The following is a 12,676-nucleotide window of genomic DNA, read 5'->3' as shown; positions in this document are numbered from 1 at the left end:
GGGGCGCCCGTGACCCCGACCCCTCTCGGGAGCGACGAACGATGACGCCTCGCGTCCTGGCTACGGCCGGTGCCGCCCTGCTGCTGCTTCTCTCCGGTTGCGGCGAGGGGACAGCGGTCCGCTCCGTCGGTCCGACCGCCCCGGTCTTCTCCCGTCCCGCCGAGGCGACGCCGACCGCCGGGCCAACACTGTCCCCGGCGCCGTCCGGCGCGCCGAGCCCCTCGCCGTCCGTCTCCAAGGCCGGCCCGAAGCCGACCCGTACGGCGCTGCCGCCGGGGCTGCGCCGGACCACCGGCACCCGGGGGGTGGCGCTCACCTTCGACGACGGTCCGGACCCGGCGTGGACGCCGAAGGTGCTGGAAGAGTTGCGCCGGCACCGGGTCACCGCCACCTTCTGCGTGGTCGGTACCCGGGTCCGCAAGCATCCCGGCCTGGTGGCCCGGATCGTGCGCGAGGGCCACCAGCTCTGCAACCACAGTTGGCGGCACGACGTGGACCTGGGCGACCGGCCCCGGGCCGACATCCACGCCGACCTGGACCGCACCACCCGGGCGATCCGGGCGGCGGTGCCCGGCGCGAAGGTCCCCTTCTACCGGCAGCCGGGCGGCCGGTGGACCCCCGAGGTGGTGGCGGTGGCCCGGGAACTCGACATGGTCCCGCTGCACTGGAACGTCGACCCGAGGGACTGGGCGAAACCACCGGCCGCGACGATCGTGGCGCGGGTGCGGGACGGGCTCCGTCCCGGCTCGGTGGTGCTGCTGCACGACGGGGGCGGGAATCGGGCCGCCACGGTGGCCGCCTGCGCCGGGGTGATCGCCGAGAGCAAACGACGCTACGGCGTCACCAAGCTGCCCTGAACCCCGTTGACCTGCGGTTTTGGGCGGAACTCCGGTCAGGCGGATACCGATTTTGTTGCCCGGCGGCTCATCACGTATGCTTTGCAGGCCTCCGGCGGGGCCGGATGGGAGCAAGTCCGCTAGAAGTTGCGAGTGTGCAATGATGGCGGGGCCGCCCTCATCGTCTAGCGGCCCAGGACGCCGCCCTTTCAAGGCGGTAGCACGGGTTCGAATCCCGTTGGGGGCACGATCCGGCCCAGCCGGAGGCAGTACGAGCTAGGTCCTGTGGAGCAGTTGGAGTGCTCGCCGCCCTGTCAAGGCGGAGGTCGCGGGTTCAAGTCCCGTCAGGACCGCCAACGCTGACGCCGCGTCTCACCGCGCGGCGTTCTGCGTCCGGGGGGTAAACTCACCCGGGTACGGCCAGGTAGCTCAGTTGGTACGAGCGTCCGACTGAAAATCGGAAGGTCGGCGGTTCGACCCCGCCCCTGGCCACATAGCCTTTCGCCGGGCTACAGAGATCCCCACCAGCGGAAACGTCGGTGGGGATCTTCTTGTATGCCCTCCTGGCGCATCGATCGGCGCTGCCCCTTCTTGACCGTCGTTGACCCCTGATCGCCGCCTTTGTTTGCACGTTCGCTGCACGCGCCCCCGCTCCTGCCGCCATCCCGTACGCCGCTGCCGGCGTCGGGGACTCGGCCTCCTTGTCGATCAAACTTAGACTTGCAGGCATGAAGCGCAGGCTTCTTCGGATGACGCAGCTCGTGGGGTTCCTGCTCTGGCTTGCGTCGGGTGTCGGGTTGTTGCTGGGCTGGCCCGATACGGCCACGTCGCCCCTCCTTCTCGCCGGGCTGCTGGTGTTTCATTGCCCGACTGCCATTGCCGATCGGCGGCGGGAAAGGGAGTCCAAGCCGCCGAAGTCTGCGGAAGAGGTTCTGAGGTGGTACCCGAAGTGGTGGGCCTGACCACTCCTGGCCGCTGGGATCATCTACCTGGCTGCGGCTGCCGGTGGCTACATCACACTGCGGGTGCTCCCGGCGGTTCTGCTCGGGCTGGTGGTGTTGGTCCTCATGGCTCCCCTATTGGCCATGGACGTTGCCTTCAAGAGGCGACCGAAACCCGAGGAGCCCTCTCCCCTCCATGGCTGCGGCTCGCCGGTACCTCGACCTGCTGTGCCTGCCGGTGCCGGGTCAGCGCTCGCTGTGCGACGCCTGACCTGTAAAGATGTGTTCCTCGTTGGAAGGATGTCTGCCCAGGACGAGGATGAGCCCGGGGAGGAAGCGTAGTGCCCGCTATCGACATGCCTGCACTGCGCGAGCGGATCGTCGCGAACATCTGCGCGACAATCGGCCCGATGCTGGAGCGACGCGCATCGGAGGAACTGTACGCGGTGGCGCTCACCACGGACAGCGACGTCGTCACGGTGAGCCTGATGGCGCACACCGAAGAAGCCCTCAAGGTGCTTGTCGAGGCCGACGACGAGTACGCCGACGGCTACCGCTGGTGGCCCGACGAGTGGGTTGTTACGAATGACGGCGGGACGCCCGAGCATGGTGTCGAGTCGATGGTCCAGATCAGCCGGGACATGTTCGACACCCACCTCGCTCTCGGCGGCGATGACGGGGCTCACGGCGAATGGTGTGTCCGGGCCCGCGCGACGCTCGAAGACGCCCTGGGCGACCACCGGGTCCGGACGAGCATCGCCAATGTCAATTCCTCGTGGCACCCCGTTCTGTTCGTCACGGACACGGATGGCAACGCACACCTCACGGTACGCAGCATCGACCTTCTCAACGACGGCCACCCGAACCCCGACCTCGTGGCTTCCGCCCGCGACTTCTTCGACGAGACGAACGGCGGCTGACGGCAACGGATGACGACCGTCGACAGGTGGCGGCGCGGGGCGAGGCATCGAACGATGCCGACCGACAACGGCGCCAGCGCCGCCCGGCGGTGAACCGAGTGGCCAGCACGAGCGCGAGATGGTTTCGCTAGGGTCCGACGCATGACAGTTGCTCGGTCCATCCTGTTGTTCCTGCTCGCCGCTCTCGCCGAGATCGGCGGCGCCTGGCTGGTGTGGCAGGGGTGGCGGGAGAACCGAGGGCTGCTGTGGATCGCGGCGGGAGTCATCGCACTCGGGTTCTACGGCTTCGTCGCCACCTTCCAGCCCGACCCGAACTTCGGCCGCATCCTGGCCGCCTACGGCGGCATCTTCGTGGCCGGTTCCCTCGCCTGGGGCATGGTCGTCGACAAGTTCCGCCCCGACCGCTACGACCTGATCGGCGCGGCCATCTGCCTCGTCGGGGTCGCGGTCATCATGTACGCCCCGCGCAGCAGCTGACCACGCCGCCCAGCCACGTCACGAACAGGTAGGGGAACGCTCCCGGGTGCGCGCCCTCTCGGGATCGAAGGCGGGCGCGCACGTGACCACGGTCAGCAGCAGTTCGCCGCGGCACCGCTGGTGGCGGGCTCCGGCCCGGCGGACGGGGTGCAGCAGGCGCCGGGGATGGTCTTCTCCGGTTGGGGCGAGTCGGCCTTGACGGTGTAGACCTCCCAGGGCTCGTTGCCGGGCCCGCGCACCCAGACCTTGTCCTGGAGGGCGTAGCAGCACTCGGTGCTGTTCTCCTCCAGGGTGACGAGGCCGGCGTCGGTGAGGCGCCGGGTGGCGGCGTCGACCTCGTCGGTGCTGAACACCTCGACGCCCAGGTGGTCCATGACGGTCGGCTGGCCGGGTTCGCCTTCGAGCAGGACGAGCTTCAGTGGCGGGTTCTCGATGGCGAAGTTGGCGTAGCCGGGGCGGCGCTTGGCCGGTTCGGTGTCGAACAGCCTGGTGTAGAAGGCGATGGAGCCTTCGAGGTCGGACACGCGCAGGGCGAGCTGGACGCGGGACATTGTTCTCCTCCTGGTCGGTCGGCGGACGCGCCCCGGGGTCAGCGCGGGTGCGCGTCGGGCATCGCAACGGCGGCACGACGCGCGGAGCAGCCGTCAGCCGCCACACCGCTACCTAGATGCTTTTCGAAGCAGGCCCACTGTTGCACCCTGTTTCGAGATCTGTCAACCTAGGCGCATGTCGAAACAAGCGCTGCCGGTGGTGGATCCGCAAGCGGAGGCGTGCTGCTCGCCGATCGCCACCCGCCCGTTGGACGCCGACGAGGCGGAGGCCGTCGCGCCGATGTTCAAGGCCCTGGGCGACCCGGTCCGGTTGCGGCTGATGTCGATGATCGCCTCGGCGCCCGAGGTCTGCGTCTGCGACCTGACCCCCGCATTCGAGCTGTCCGGGCCGACCATCTCCCACCACCTGAGGGTGCTGCGGGAAGCTGGCCTGGTCGACGCCGAACGACGCGGCACCTGGGTCTGGTACCGGGTGAGGCCGGCGGCGTTCCGCCAACTCGGCGTGCTGCTGCACATCCCCGCCAGGTCCGACGAGACCGTCGCGTGAACTGCTCTCCCCCCACCGCCGAGGGCATCACCGTCACGGCGATGGGCGACCAGCACGGTCGGGCGGTCCTGGACATCTACCGCCTCGGCATCGCCACCGGAAACGCGACCTTCGAGACCGAGCCACCCACCTGGGAGAGCTTCACCGCCACCCGGATGCCGGGTCACCGGTGGGTCGCCGTCGACCGGGCCGGCGGGGTCCTGGGCTGGACCGCCTGCTCGGCGGTGTCCGACCGGTGCGTCTACGCCGGCGTGGTGGAGCACTCCGTCTACGTCCACCCCGACGCCCGTGGGCGGGGAGTCGGGCGCGCTCTGCTCCAGGCCCTGATCACCTCGACCGAGCGGGCCGGGATCTGGACCATCCAGTCCGGCGTGTTCCCGGAGAACACCGCCAGCCTCGCCATGCACGCCTCCTGCGGCTTCCGTACCGTCGGCACCCGCCAGCGCATCGGCCGCCACCACGGCGTCTGGCGTGACGTCACCCTCATCGAGCGCCGCAGTCCCGCCGTCACCTGACGGTGCCGGCCGAGACCAGCGCGGCGATCGCCGACTCGACGGCCATCGGGTCGACCGGCTCGCCGGTGGCGAGGCTCTGCACCGCGACGCCGTCGACGAAGGCGGCGACGGCCCCGGCGGCCCGGTCGCCGACCATCGGGGTGAGGAGCCGGCGGACCTGGTCCCGCCAGGAGCGGGCGAGGGGTCGCAGCTCCGGGCTCCGGGCGGCGGCGAGGTACAGCTCGAACTCGGTGAGCGCCCGGCCCGGGTCGGCGAGGTGGCCGCAGAGCAGGCGGGTGAGTCGGGCCGCCAGGTCGGTGCCGTCGCCCAGGTGGTCGGCCCAGCGGCACAGCTCGGCGTCGAGTTCCGCACCGGCCCGGGCCAGCCCGGCGGCGACCAGGTCGGCCAGGGTGGGGAAGTAGTAGGTGGTCGCGCCGAGGGGCACCCCGGCACGGGCGGCGACCGCCCGGTGGGTGGTGCGGCCGATCCCGACCTCCGCGATCACCTCGACGACCGCGGCGGTCAGCGCGCGGCGGCGGCCCTCCGGGTCCCGGGAACGGGCGGTCCGGCGGGGCTGGCCGGCGCTCAGTGCGCGCCGCCGAGGTTGAGGATGACCACACCGGCGACGACCAGACCCACGCCGAGGACCTTGACCAGGCTGAGCGGCTCACCGAGGAAGGCCGCGCCGATGGCGACGATCGCGGCGGTGCCGAGACCGGACCACATCGCGTAGGCGACGCCGACCGGGATGGTCTTCACCGCCTGGGCGAGGAGCAGGAACGCCGTGACGTAGGCCGTGACCAGCCCGAGGGTGGGCCACAGCCGGGTGAAGCCGTGCGTCGCCTTCAGCAGGCTCGTGCCGATCACCTCGGCCGAGATCGCGCCCAGGAGGAAGAGGTATGCCACCGGTGCCCCCTTACTGGTACTGACGTACATGTACAAACGTACTAGAAGGATGGCCCCCTGGCGACGAGCCGGCGCACGACCTTCGGACCCGGGAGACACCCATGGCGTTCCCGTCCCATCAGACGGGCGGTGGTCCCCCCGGACGGTGGTTTACGCACTTGTGATCGACGGTGGTGATCGCCTTCGGGACAGCGTGACGCGACGATTCTTAATGCTTTTTATCCGGATTTCGCAAGGTCGCTGCGCGCTGTCCCGCAGGCGAAGGTCGCTGCATGTCGCGGCGCCAGCCGGTAGGGTCCGGGCCTATGGGGCAGGAGATCGCTGAGCCGGACGCCGTCCATCAGGACGTCGACCGTTTCTCCCTTCGCAGCACTCTTCTCGTCCCCGCCTCCGCCGAGGAGGCGTTCGCGGCATTCGCGAACCTGACCAACTGGTGGGTCCCCGAGTTCACCTGGTCCGGCCCGGACTTCCTCGCCGAACTGGGATTCGAGCCCCGCCCCGGCGGCATGCTCTACGAGATCGGTCCGCACGGTTTCCGCTCGGACTGGGGGCGGGTCCTCACTTGGGAGCCACCGCACCGGCTGGTCTTCGTCTGGCAGATCGGTCCGGACCGCGTCCCGGTGCCCGACCCGTCCCGGGCCAGCGAGGTCGAGGTGCTCTTCGGGGCCGACGGGTCGGGACGAACCCGGGTCACCGTCGAGCACCGGAAGTTCGATCGGCACGGTGCCGCCGCGGAGGGCTACCGGCAGGCGATGACCGAAGGGTGGCAGGACATGCTCACCCGCTACCTCCACTCCGTCCGCCGCCGCCCGCACCAGGCCTGACCGACCGATCGGGTCAGCGGTCCCCGAGAGCGTGGCGGGGCGGCCCGCCGACCGTCCGTCCGCCCAGGTCGGCCCGGCGACCGGCGTCCGCCCCGACGGAGTAGCCGGTGCCGGCCAGGCGGCGGGGGGCGGCGGTACGCAGCCGGGGGTACACCTCGTCGAGCCGCCGTCGCACCCGGTCCGACCGGTCGACGAGCACCAGGGCCACCGAGGGGCCGTCCGCCTCCGCGACCTGCACCGCCGTCGCCTCGGCCGTCCGCAGCCGTTCCCCGACTACCTGCGCGAACCCGGCCAGCCAGGAACGACGGAAGGCGGCCGGGTGCGCGCCGGGCGGCACCACCGTGCCGGCCAGGCCGTGCGCGGCCTGCACCAGCAGGGAGGTGAAGAGCAGGTCGACCCGCTCCAGGTCGCTGGCGAACCCGAACAGGTGCATGGTGAACCCGCTGCCCTCGCGCCGCCGTACGCAGCGACAGCGCAGCGGGTCGGCCACCGCCGCGAGCAGACCGGCCTTGTCCCGGGCGTACGGGGCGACGACGTCCACCACCCGGTCGCCCACCGGGTCGGTGGCCGGGTCCCGGGCGGCGAGCAGCGCCCGGTCGACCCCGTAGCGGGCGATCAGCTCGGTCGCCTTGGCGGTCAGGGCGGCCGACTCGGCGGCGGTGCAGGCCGGGTCCTCCGCCTTGGCGAGCAGCTTGCGCACCTTGCTGAGCATGGCGTCGGACATGCCACCACAGCTACCACACCGCCCGGCGGCCGTCCCGGCCGCACACGACGGGGCCCCGGACCGGGCCGCTCACCCGACGACGGGGACAGTGGACCGGTTCGTCACCGGACGGCGGGGGCAGTGGGCCGGGCCCCCGCGTGGCCAGCGGGGACAGCGGACCAGGGCATTGATCAGTAGCATCGTCACGGTCCGCGAAGGATCGACCGCCAGCGGTCAGTCCACGGTTGGAGAAGCCCATGACACCCCCGGTCGCTCCCCTGTTGGCCACCGCGACGACAGTCGCGCTGCTGGCCGTCGCCGTCCCCGCCCAGGCCGTCGCCACCGGCCCGCACGATGCCTCCGCCACCAACTTCGGCAGCCAGGCGACCTGCTACGGCACCACGAGTCGGTCCTACTTCCAGACCGGCGGCTGGGGCGGGCAGGCCGGTCCGTACCGGACCAGCAGCCGGTGCGTCGACATCAACGTCCGTAACGCCAGCGCCTTCAGCACCCAGGCCTGCGTGATCTTCATCGACCAGACCAGCAACTGCAACTACTGGACGTACCTACCGGCCAACTCGAACTGGACGACGATCGCCACCAACGTCCGGGACGGGGTCAACTTCCGGGTCCGCTTCTCGAACAACTACTACCAGTACGAGCCGCTGGTGGCCTACCACGCCTACTGACCGGCAGGCGGGCGCTTCGGGCCGTAGAGGGTGGCCACCGCCGACCCGGCGAGGGTGAGCAGGCAGTCCGGGAGCAGCCCGTCGGCGATCGCGGCCCCGAAGAGCGCCTCGCCGGTCTCCGGGTCGCGGTTGGCGTACGCACTGAGAAAACGGGCCACCCAGCGGGTGTCGTAGTTGGCCTGGTCGATGCCGGGAAAGTCGAGGGCGGCCATACCGGCGGGCACATCGTCTCCGACCATCGTGGCGGCGAGACACCAGGCCACCCCGTACGCCCCGGCCACGCCGGACCGGTCGACCACGGCGTCGAAGGTTCCCACCACGGCGTCGCCGTCTCCGGCGAGAGCGGAGTGCAGGACGGCGGCCGCGTCGTCATGCGTCTGTTGGGACAAGTCGGTCACGCGGCGAACAGTACGGGACTGCGTCAAGTGATCACCACTCAGCGCCTACCGGATGACGACGTTGCGTAGTCACACCCGTCCACCTGTACATCGATCCGGCCTCACGGTCCCGCGGATCGGGAACGCACGCTAATGTGCGCAGCGAACCTTCGCCTGAGGGGAACGACGATCATGCGCGTATCACGCGGCTCGCGAGTCGCCATGCTGGCGGCCGGCGTGGCGCTCCTGCTCACCACCGGCGCGTGCGGGACGGAGCAGCCCGAGGCCGAGAACGAGAGCCAGCAGGTACGGCTCTACGGCAACGACGGCAACATGCTCAACACGTTCCCCCGGGAGCTGAAGGATCGTGCCCACCTCGTCGACGGGATGAAGGGCACCACCCCGATGACCCCGCTGCCCGAGGACTTCAAGACGCGGCTCCGCGCGGTCGACCCGGATCTGCGGGACTACCTCTACGCCGCCGAGGCGTACGACGCGGTGATGATCAGCGCGCTCGCCACCCAGCTCGCCGGCACCACCGACCCGGCCGCCATCGCCAAGCAGATCGTCGGCGTGACGAACGAGGGACAGCGCTGCGAGGACGCGGCCGGCTGCCTGAAGCTCGCCCGCGCCGGGCAGGACATCGAGTACCGCGGTGTGTCGCTGACCCGGGCCGGGTTCACCGAGGCCGGCGAGCCGGCCACCGCCAGCTACGCCACCCTGCATTTCGACGACCAGAAGCTCAACGACGCCAAGACCGAGTTCGTCGGCGCCGGTGACGACTCCCAGGCGAGCACCAAGGCCCCGCCGAAGGGACGCAAGCCGCGCGGCGACAGCGGCGCACCGCTGACCCTGGGTGGCCTGCTGCCGCGTACCGGGGCACTCTCGCTGGCCTACCCGCCGCAGGCCGCCGCGGCCGCCCTGGCGGTACGGGAGATCAACGCCGCCGGTGGCGTGCTCGACGAGCCGGTGGTCTGGATCGACGGCGACGACGGCACCAACCCTGCCGTCGCCAAGGCCACCCTGGCCTCCCACGTCGAGAAGAACGTGCAGGTCATCATCGGCGCAGGCGCCTCCGGTGTCTCCAAGGCGGTGCTGCCGGACGTGGTCGCCGCCGGGCTGGTGATGTTCTCTCCGGCGAACACCGACGCCAGCCTGACCACGATCGAGGACAAGGGCCTCTACTTCCGGACCGCCCCGCCGGACAGCCTCCAGGGCCGGGCGCTCGCCGACGTGATCCTGCGGGACGGACCGCGCAAGGTCGCCCTGGTCGCCCGGAAGGACTCCTACGGTGAGGGCCTCCAAGGCTACGTCCGCACCGAGCTGGAGCGGGCCGGTCTCGGCGGCGACAAGGTCAAGCTGCTCACCTACGAGCCCCCGGCGGACGCCGACGCCCCGCCGGTCGACTTCAGCGCGGGGGCCCGGGAGATCAAGGAGTTCGGCGCCGACGCCGTACTCCTCATCGGCTACGCCGAGTCGGCAGCGGTGATCCTCGCCCTCGACGAGGCGGGCGTCCAGATCCAGCAGTGACGGTGGGGGCGGACGTCCGCCCCCACCCCCATGACTACTGCGGTCGCCGCCGTTCCAGGAAGTCGGTCATCCGCCGGTACTTCTCGTCGTCCTCGAAGAGCACCGCCTGACTGACCAGGTCCAGGTGCGGGTGGGCCGCAGCCGGCGCGTCGACCGCCAACTTGGTCAGTCGCAGCGCCAGCGCCGAGCCCTTCGCCATCTCGTCGAGCAGCTCATGCGCGGCGGCCAGCAGCCCGTCCGGCTCCGGCACGACCCGGTTGACCAGCCCGATCCGCAGCGCCTCCTCGGCGTCCACCCGCCGACCGGTGAACAGCAGCTCCTTGGCGCGCGCCTCGCCGACCAGCGCCGGCAACCGGTGCGTCGCGCCCGCGCCGGCCAGGATCCCCAACCGCACCTCCGGCTGGCCGAACACCGCCCGCCCCGTACACACCCGCAGGTCACAGGCGTACGCCAACTCCGCGCCGCCGCCGAGCGCCGGCCCGTCCACGGCTGCCACGGTCGGCATCGGCAGGGCCCGGATCCGGGCGAAGGCCGCCGAGTTGATCGCGGCGAGCGCGTCCAGCCGTCCCCGCTCGCGGAGCTGGCCGATGTCCGCGCCGCCGGCGAAGATACCGTCGGTGCCGCCGGTGAGCAGCAGCAACCGGGGCCGGGCCTCCAGTTCGGCGCAGACCTCGTGCAGCTGGCCGATCAGGTCCGCGTCGATGGCGTTGCGCTTCTCCGGCCGGTCCAGCGTCACCACCAGCCGGTCCGGCCGCTCCTCGATCCGCAGGCTCATGACAGTGCCCGCTTCCCGTCCTGCCAGCGGTAGAAGCCCTGGCCGGACTTCTTGCCGAGCCGCCCCTGGGCGACCATCTCCACCAGCAGCGGTGGCGGCGCGAAGCGGTCGCCGTACGCGGCCTGGAGGGTGCGGGCGATGTCCAGGCGCACGTCGAGCCCGACGATGTCGGTCAGCTCCAGCGGCCCCACCGGGTGCCGGTAGCCGAGCACCATCGCCTTGTCGATGTCGGCGGGGCTGGCCACGCCGTCGGCGACCATCCGGATCGCCTCCAGCCCGGTGGCCACCCCGAGCCGGGAGGTGGCGAAGCCGGGCATGTCGCGTACCACGACGGGATCCTTGCCGAGCCGGCGGGCGAGCGCGACGGCCGCGTCGGTGGTCTCCGCCGAGGTGGCCGGGCCGACCACGACCTCCAGCAGCGCCATCGCCCAGACCGGGTTGAAGAAGTGCAACCCCACGAAGCGCTCCGGCTGCGCCAGGCCGGCGGCCAGCTCGCCGATGGAGATGCTGGAGGTGTTGCTGCCCAGCAGCGTCGGCTCCAGTGCTGCCGCCTCGGCGAGCACCGCCCGCTTCAGCTCCAGCCGCTCCGGTACGGCCTCCACGAGCACCTCGGGCCCGGCGGCCACCTCGGCGAGCGAGGTGCGCACCACCAGCCGTTCCCGGTTCGCCGCCGCCTCGTCCGCACCAAGTTTTCCGCGCTGGACCGCCCGCTCCCAGAGCGACGCCAGCCGCGCCGGGGCGTCGGCGGCCCGCCCCGGATCCACCTCCACCAGCTCGACGGCGTGCCCCGCCCCGGCCGCCACGTACGCGATGCCGAGCCCCATCGTGCCGGCTCCGACGACGACGAAACGATCGTTCATGTGGCGACCCTATGCAGTTGCGATCCGTACGGCATGCGTGGGGGCGGAGAAAATCGGGTACTGCCGCCGGCAACCAAGGGAAGGACGATCGATGAACGAGGCGACCGGACAACCGTCGGAGACCGTCGAGACCCGGGGTGACCAGCGGGTGGAACTGCTCCGCGCGGACACCAACAACGACGGCCACACCGACGTCTGGGTGGTCGACACCGACGGCGACGGCAGGGCCGACCTGTTCCAGTTCGACACCGACCACGACGGCAAGGTCGACATCACCATGGTCGACATCGACGAGGACGGCACCCCGGACGAGGTCGTCGACGGCGACGGCGGCCTGCCGCCCCGCCAGCTCCCCCCGACCGTCCAGGTCTGACATACATGCAGGGGTCCCCTGTTACTGCTTTTCGAGTAACAGGGGACCCCTGCTACCACCTCAGCCGGTGAGCTGGAGGAAAGCCAGGTAGTACGGGGCGTCGCGGTCGTCGACCTCGACCAGTCGCCAGGGCGTGCCGTCGACCAGGGCGGCCAGTTCCTCGACGGAGCAGACCAGGTAGTCGAACCAGTCGGTGCCGAGTTCCCGGTACCGCAGCCGCAGCCGCAACTGGCCGCCGAGCCGCCCCTGCCGCCGGTTCCGCTCGTGGTAGCCGGTGTGCACCGGATCCCGGGTGCCGTACGGGTCGGTGCCCTGCGCGATCACCTGGGCCCCCGGGCGGGCCATCGCCGCCAGCGCGGCCAGGAAGGCCCGGCCCCGTTCCACCCCCTCCAGCAGTCCGACGTTGTTGCCGAGCAGGAGGAACGTGTCGTACCGCCGCCCGTCGGCGACGTGCGCGTCCACCGTGCCGTGCACCAGGTCCCGGACGCCGCGTCGGCGGCACACCGCCAGTGCCCCGGCCGAGGTGTCCAGGCCGGTGACCGGGGTCCCCTGCTCCTGAAGGAGCAGCGCGATCCGGCCCGCGCCGATGCCGACGTCCAGCGTGGCGCCCCGGACCCGGGCCACCGCCCGGCGGTCGTACGGCTGCCAGTCCTGCGGGCCGGCGAAGTAGTGCGCGGACGGCGCGCCGTTGATCAGCCCGTCGTCCCGCTCGATGATCTCGATGACCGGGCGCGGCAGCCGTCCACCGGCCAACGGCCGGGTCCCGGTCCCCGTCTGCACCGCGTACGCGTCCGTGATCATCGCGCCGAAGACGTCACCGAGTCGTGGTCCGCCACTCATAGGCTGCACGCTATCCGCCGTACCGGCCGGGCC

The 12,676-nt window shown here is 71.3% G+C and carries 18 protein-coding genes and 3 tRNA genes; 13 read left to right on the top strand and 8 right to left on the bottom strand.

The window, feature by feature from the left end; translation table 11 throughout:
• Positions 1-41: 41 nt before the first annotated feature.
• The 7 genes from ACIBJE_RS10180 to ACIBJE_RS10150 all read left to right on the top strand — a co-directional run bounded on the left by ACIBJE_RS10180 (position 42) and on the right by ACIBJE_RS10150 (position 3,174).
• A complete protein-coding gene (locus ACIBJE_RS10180; protein ID WP_396745890.1) occupies positions 42-857 on the top strand; it encodes a polysaccharide deacetylase family protein in 816 nt (271 codons plus the stop codon).
• A 153-nt stretch (positions 858-1,010) separates the two neighbouring features.
• Positions 1,011-1,083 (top strand) — tRNA-Glu (locus tag ACIBJE_RS10175).
• Positions 1,084-1,115: 32 nt separating this feature from the next.
• Positions 1,116-1,192 (top strand) — tRNA-Asp (locus tag ACIBJE_RS10170).
• A gap of 62 nt (positions 1,193-1,254) precedes the next feature.
• Positions 1,255-1,328, top strand: a tRNA-Phe gene (locus ACIBJE_RS10165).
• 236 nt (positions 1,329-1,564) lie between these two features.
• Positions 1,565-1,798, top strand: a complete 234-nt coding sequence (locus ACIBJE_RS10160; protein WP_396745887.1) for a hypothetical protein — start codon at positions 1,565-1,567, stop codon at positions 1,796-1,798.
• A gap of 320 nt (positions 1,799-2,118) precedes the next feature.
• Entirely contained in the window at positions 2,119-2,697 is a 579-nt protein-coding gene (locus tag ACIBJE_RS10155; RefSeq protein WP_396745884.1) for a DUF4303 domain-containing protein, read from the top strand.
• Positions 2,698-2,838: 141 nt separating this feature from the next.
• Positions 2,839-3,174 (top strand): YnfA family protein, encoded by a 336-nt coding sequence (locus ACIBJE_RS10150; protein WP_396745881.1) that lies wholly within the window; start codon positions 2,839-2,841, stop codon positions 3,172-3,174.
• Positions 3,175-3,266: 92 nt separating this feature from the next.
• Here the strand turns inward: ACIBJE_RS10150 and ACIBJE_RS10145 are convergent, their stop codons facing one another.
• Positions 3,267-3,725 (bottom strand): ArsI/CadI family heavy metal resistance metalloenzyme, encoded by a 459-nt coding sequence (locus ACIBJE_RS10145; protein WP_396745879.1) that lies wholly within the window; start codon positions 3,723-3,725, stop codon positions 3,267-3,269.
• A gap of 175 nt (positions 3,726-3,900) precedes the next feature.
• Between ACIBJE_RS10145 and ACIBJE_RS10140 the strand changes: the two genes are divergently transcribed.
• Both ACIBJE_RS10140 and ACIBJE_RS10135 read left to right on the top strand, forming a co-directional pair.
• Positions 3,901-4,272, top strand: a complete 372-nt coding sequence (locus ACIBJE_RS10140) for an ArsR/SmtB family transcription factor (protein WP_396745876.1) — start codon at positions 3,901-3,903, stop codon at positions 4,270-4,272.
• Between the two features lie 41 nt (positions 4,273-4,313).
• Positions 4,314-4,787 carry a GNAT family N-acetyltransferase gene (locus ACIBJE_RS10135; RefSeq protein WP_396746669.1) on the top strand — a complete coding sequence of 158 codons (474 nt, stop codon included), beginning with the start codon at positions 4,314-4,316 and terminating at the stop codon, positions 4,785-4,787.
• Here ACIBJE_RS10135 and ACIBJE_RS10130 read toward each other — a convergent pair.
• The gene (locus tag ACIBJE_RS10130) at positions 4,780-5,355 is read right to left on the bottom strand and encodes a TetR/AcrR family transcriptional regulator (RefSeq protein ID WP_396746666.1); all 576 of its coding nucleotides are present in this window, start codon (positions 5,353-5,355) and stop codon (positions 4,780-4,782) included. The genes ACIBJE_RS10135 and ACIBJE_RS10130 overlap by 8 nt on opposite strands.
• Entirely contained in the window at positions 5,352-5,702 is a 351-nt protein-coding gene (locus ACIBJE_RS10125) for a DMT family transporter (protein ID WP_396745873.1), read from the bottom strand. The genes ACIBJE_RS10130 and ACIBJE_RS10125 overlap by 4 nt, the downstream gene beginning before the upstream one ends.
• 275 nt (positions 5,703-5,977) lie before the next feature.
• Here ACIBJE_RS10125 and ACIBJE_RS10120 point away from each other — a divergent pair, with 275 nt between their 5' ends.
• Positions 5,978-6,496, top strand: coding sequence for an SRPBCC family protein (locus tag ACIBJE_RS10120; RefSeq protein WP_396745870.1), 519 nt, complete (start codon positions 5,978-5,980; stop codon positions 6,494-6,496).
• Between the two features lie 13 nt (positions 6,497-6,509).
• On the opposite strand, the gene ACIBJE_RS10115 is transcribed toward ACIBJE_RS10120, so the two are convergent.
• Complete coding sequence (locus ACIBJE_RS10115) at positions 6,510-7,220, bottom strand: DUF2786 domain-containing protein (RefSeq protein ID WP_396745867.1); 711 nt, start codon at positions 7,218-7,220, stop codon at positions 6,510-6,512.
• A gap of 236 nt (positions 7,221-7,456) precedes the next feature.
• Between ACIBJE_RS10115 and ACIBJE_RS10110 the strand changes: the two genes are divergently transcribed.
• Positions 7,457-7,888, top strand: a complete 432-nt coding sequence (locus ACIBJE_RS10110; RefSeq protein WP_396745864.1) for a hypothetical protein — start codon at positions 7,457-7,459, stop codon at positions 7,886-7,888.
• Here ACIBJE_RS10110 and ACIBJE_RS10105 read toward each other — a convergent pair.
• The gene (locus ACIBJE_RS10105; RefSeq protein ID WP_396745860.1) at positions 7,882-8,286 is read right to left on the bottom strand and encodes a hypothetical protein; all 405 of its coding nucleotides are present in this window, start codon (positions 8,284-8,286) and stop codon (positions 7,882-7,884) included. The genes ACIBJE_RS10110 and ACIBJE_RS10105 overlap by 7 nt on opposite strands.
• A gap of 171 nt (positions 8,287-8,457) precedes the next feature.
• Here ACIBJE_RS10105 and ACIBJE_RS10100 point away from each other — a divergent pair, with 171 nt between their 5' ends.
• A complete protein-coding gene (locus ACIBJE_RS10100) occupies positions 8,458-9,795 on the top strand; it encodes an ABC transporter substrate-binding protein (RefSeq protein ID WP_396745857.1) in 1,338 nt (445 codons plus the stop codon).
• A 34-nt stretch (positions 9,796-9,829) separates the two neighbouring features.
• Here the strand turns inward: ACIBJE_RS10100 and ACIBJE_RS10095 are convergent, their stop codons facing one another.
• Together ACIBJE_RS10095 and ACIBJE_RS10090 are read right to left on the bottom strand one after the other, a co-directional pair.
• Positions 9,830-10,570, bottom strand: a complete 741-nt coding sequence (locus ACIBJE_RS10095; RefSeq protein WP_396745854.1) for an enoyl-CoA hydratase/isomerase family protein — start codon at positions 10,568-10,570, stop codon at positions 9,830-9,832.
• Positions 10,567-11,430 carry a 3-hydroxyacyl-CoA dehydrogenase family protein gene (locus ACIBJE_RS10090; protein ID WP_396745851.1) on the bottom strand — a complete coding sequence of 288 codons (864 nt, stop codon included), beginning with the start codon at positions 11,428-11,430 and terminating at the stop codon, positions 10,567-10,569. Before ACIBJE_RS10090 ends, ACIBJE_RS10095 begins: the two co-directional genes overlap by 4 nt.
• A gap of 91 nt (positions 11,431-11,521) precedes the next feature.
• Between ACIBJE_RS10090 and ACIBJE_RS10085 the strand changes: the two genes are divergently transcribed.
• A complete protein-coding gene (locus ACIBJE_RS10085) occupies positions 11,522-11,803 on the top strand; it encodes a hypothetical protein (protein ID WP_396745848.1) in 282 nt (93 codons plus the stop codon).
• A 60-nt stretch (positions 11,804-11,863) separates the two neighbouring features.
• Here the strand turns inward: ACIBJE_RS10085 and ACIBJE_RS10080 are convergent, their stop codons facing one another.
• Entirely contained in the window at positions 11,864-12,643 is a 780-nt protein-coding gene (locus ACIBJE_RS10080) for a class I SAM-dependent methyltransferase (RefSeq protein ID WP_396745846.1), read from the bottom strand.
• Between the last annotated feature and the right edge of the window lie 33 nt (positions 12,644-12,676).

The organism is Micromonospora sp. NPDC050187 (genome assembly GCF_044459745.1).
In the GTDB taxonomy this organism is placed as follows: Bacteria; Actinomycetota; Actinomycetes; order Mycobacteriales; family Micromonosporaceae; genus Micromonospora.
This window is presented reverse-complemented; position numbering and strand designations above follow the sequence as displayed.

Excerpts from the sequence above, each read along its gene's own strand:
- ACIBJE_RS10150 (WP_396745881.1), top strand. The coding sequence starts at position 2,839 with ATGACAGTTGCTCGGTCCATCCTGTTGTTCCTGCTCGCCGCTCTCGCC.
- ACIBJE_RS10085 (WP_396745848.1), top strand. The coding sequence starts at position 11,522 with ATGAACGAGGCGACCGGACAACCGTCGGAGACCGTCGAGACCCGGGGT.
- ACIBJE_RS10180 (WP_396745890.1), top strand. The coding sequence starts at position 42 with ATGACGCCTCGCGTCCTGGCTACGGCCGGTGCCGCCCTGCTGCTGCTT.
- ACIBJE_RS10090 (WP_396745851.1), bottom strand. The coding sequence starts at position 11,430 with ATGAACGATCGTTTCGTCGTCGTCGGAGCCGGCACGATGGGGCTCGGC.
- ACIBJE_RS10095 (WP_396745854.1), bottom strand. The coding sequence starts at position 10,570 with ATGAGCCTGCGGATCGAGGAGCGGCCGGACCGGCTGGTGGTGACGCTG.
- ACIBJE_RS10115 (WP_396745867.1), bottom strand. The coding sequence starts at position 7,220 with ATGTCCGACGCCATGCTCAGCAAGGTGCGCAAGCTGCTCGCCAAGGCG.
- ACIBJE_RS10120 (WP_396745870.1), top strand. The coding sequence starts at position 5,978 with ATGGGGCAGGAGATCGCTGAGCCGGACGCCGTCCATCAGGACGTCGAC.
- ACIBJE_RS10160 (WP_396745887.1), top strand. The coding sequence starts at position 1,565 with ATGAAGCGCAGGCTTCTTCGGATGACGCAGCTCGTGGGGTTCCTGCTC.
- ACIBJE_RS10135 (WP_396746669.1), top strand. The coding sequence starts at position 4,314 with ATGGGCGACCAGCACGGTCGGGCGGTCCTGGACATCTACCGCCTCGGC.
- ACIBJE_RS10110 (WP_396745864.1), top strand. The coding sequence starts at position 7,457 with ATGACACCCCCGGTCGCTCCCCTGTTGGCCACCGCGACGACAGTCGCG.
- ACIBJE_RS10145 (WP_396745879.1), bottom strand. The coding sequence starts at position 3,725 with ATGTCCCGCGTCCAGCTCGCCCTGCGCGTGTCCGACCTCGAAGGCTCC.
- ACIBJE_RS10125 (WP_396745873.1), bottom strand. The coding sequence starts at position 5,702 with ATGTACGTCAGTACCAGTAAGGGGGCACCGGTGGCATACCTCTTCCTC.
- ACIBJE_RS10080 (WP_396745846.1), bottom strand. The coding sequence starts at position 12,643 with ATGAGTGGCGGACCACGACTCGGTGACGTCTTCGGCGCGATGATCACG.
- ACIBJE_RS10140 (WP_396745876.1), top strand. The coding sequence starts at position 3,901 with ATGTCGAAACAAGCGCTGCCGGTGGTGGATCCGCAAGCGGAGGCGTGC.
- ACIBJE_RS10100 (WP_396745857.1), top strand. The coding sequence starts at position 8,458 with ATGCGCGTATCACGCGGCTCGCGAGTCGCCATGCTGGCGGCCGGCGTG.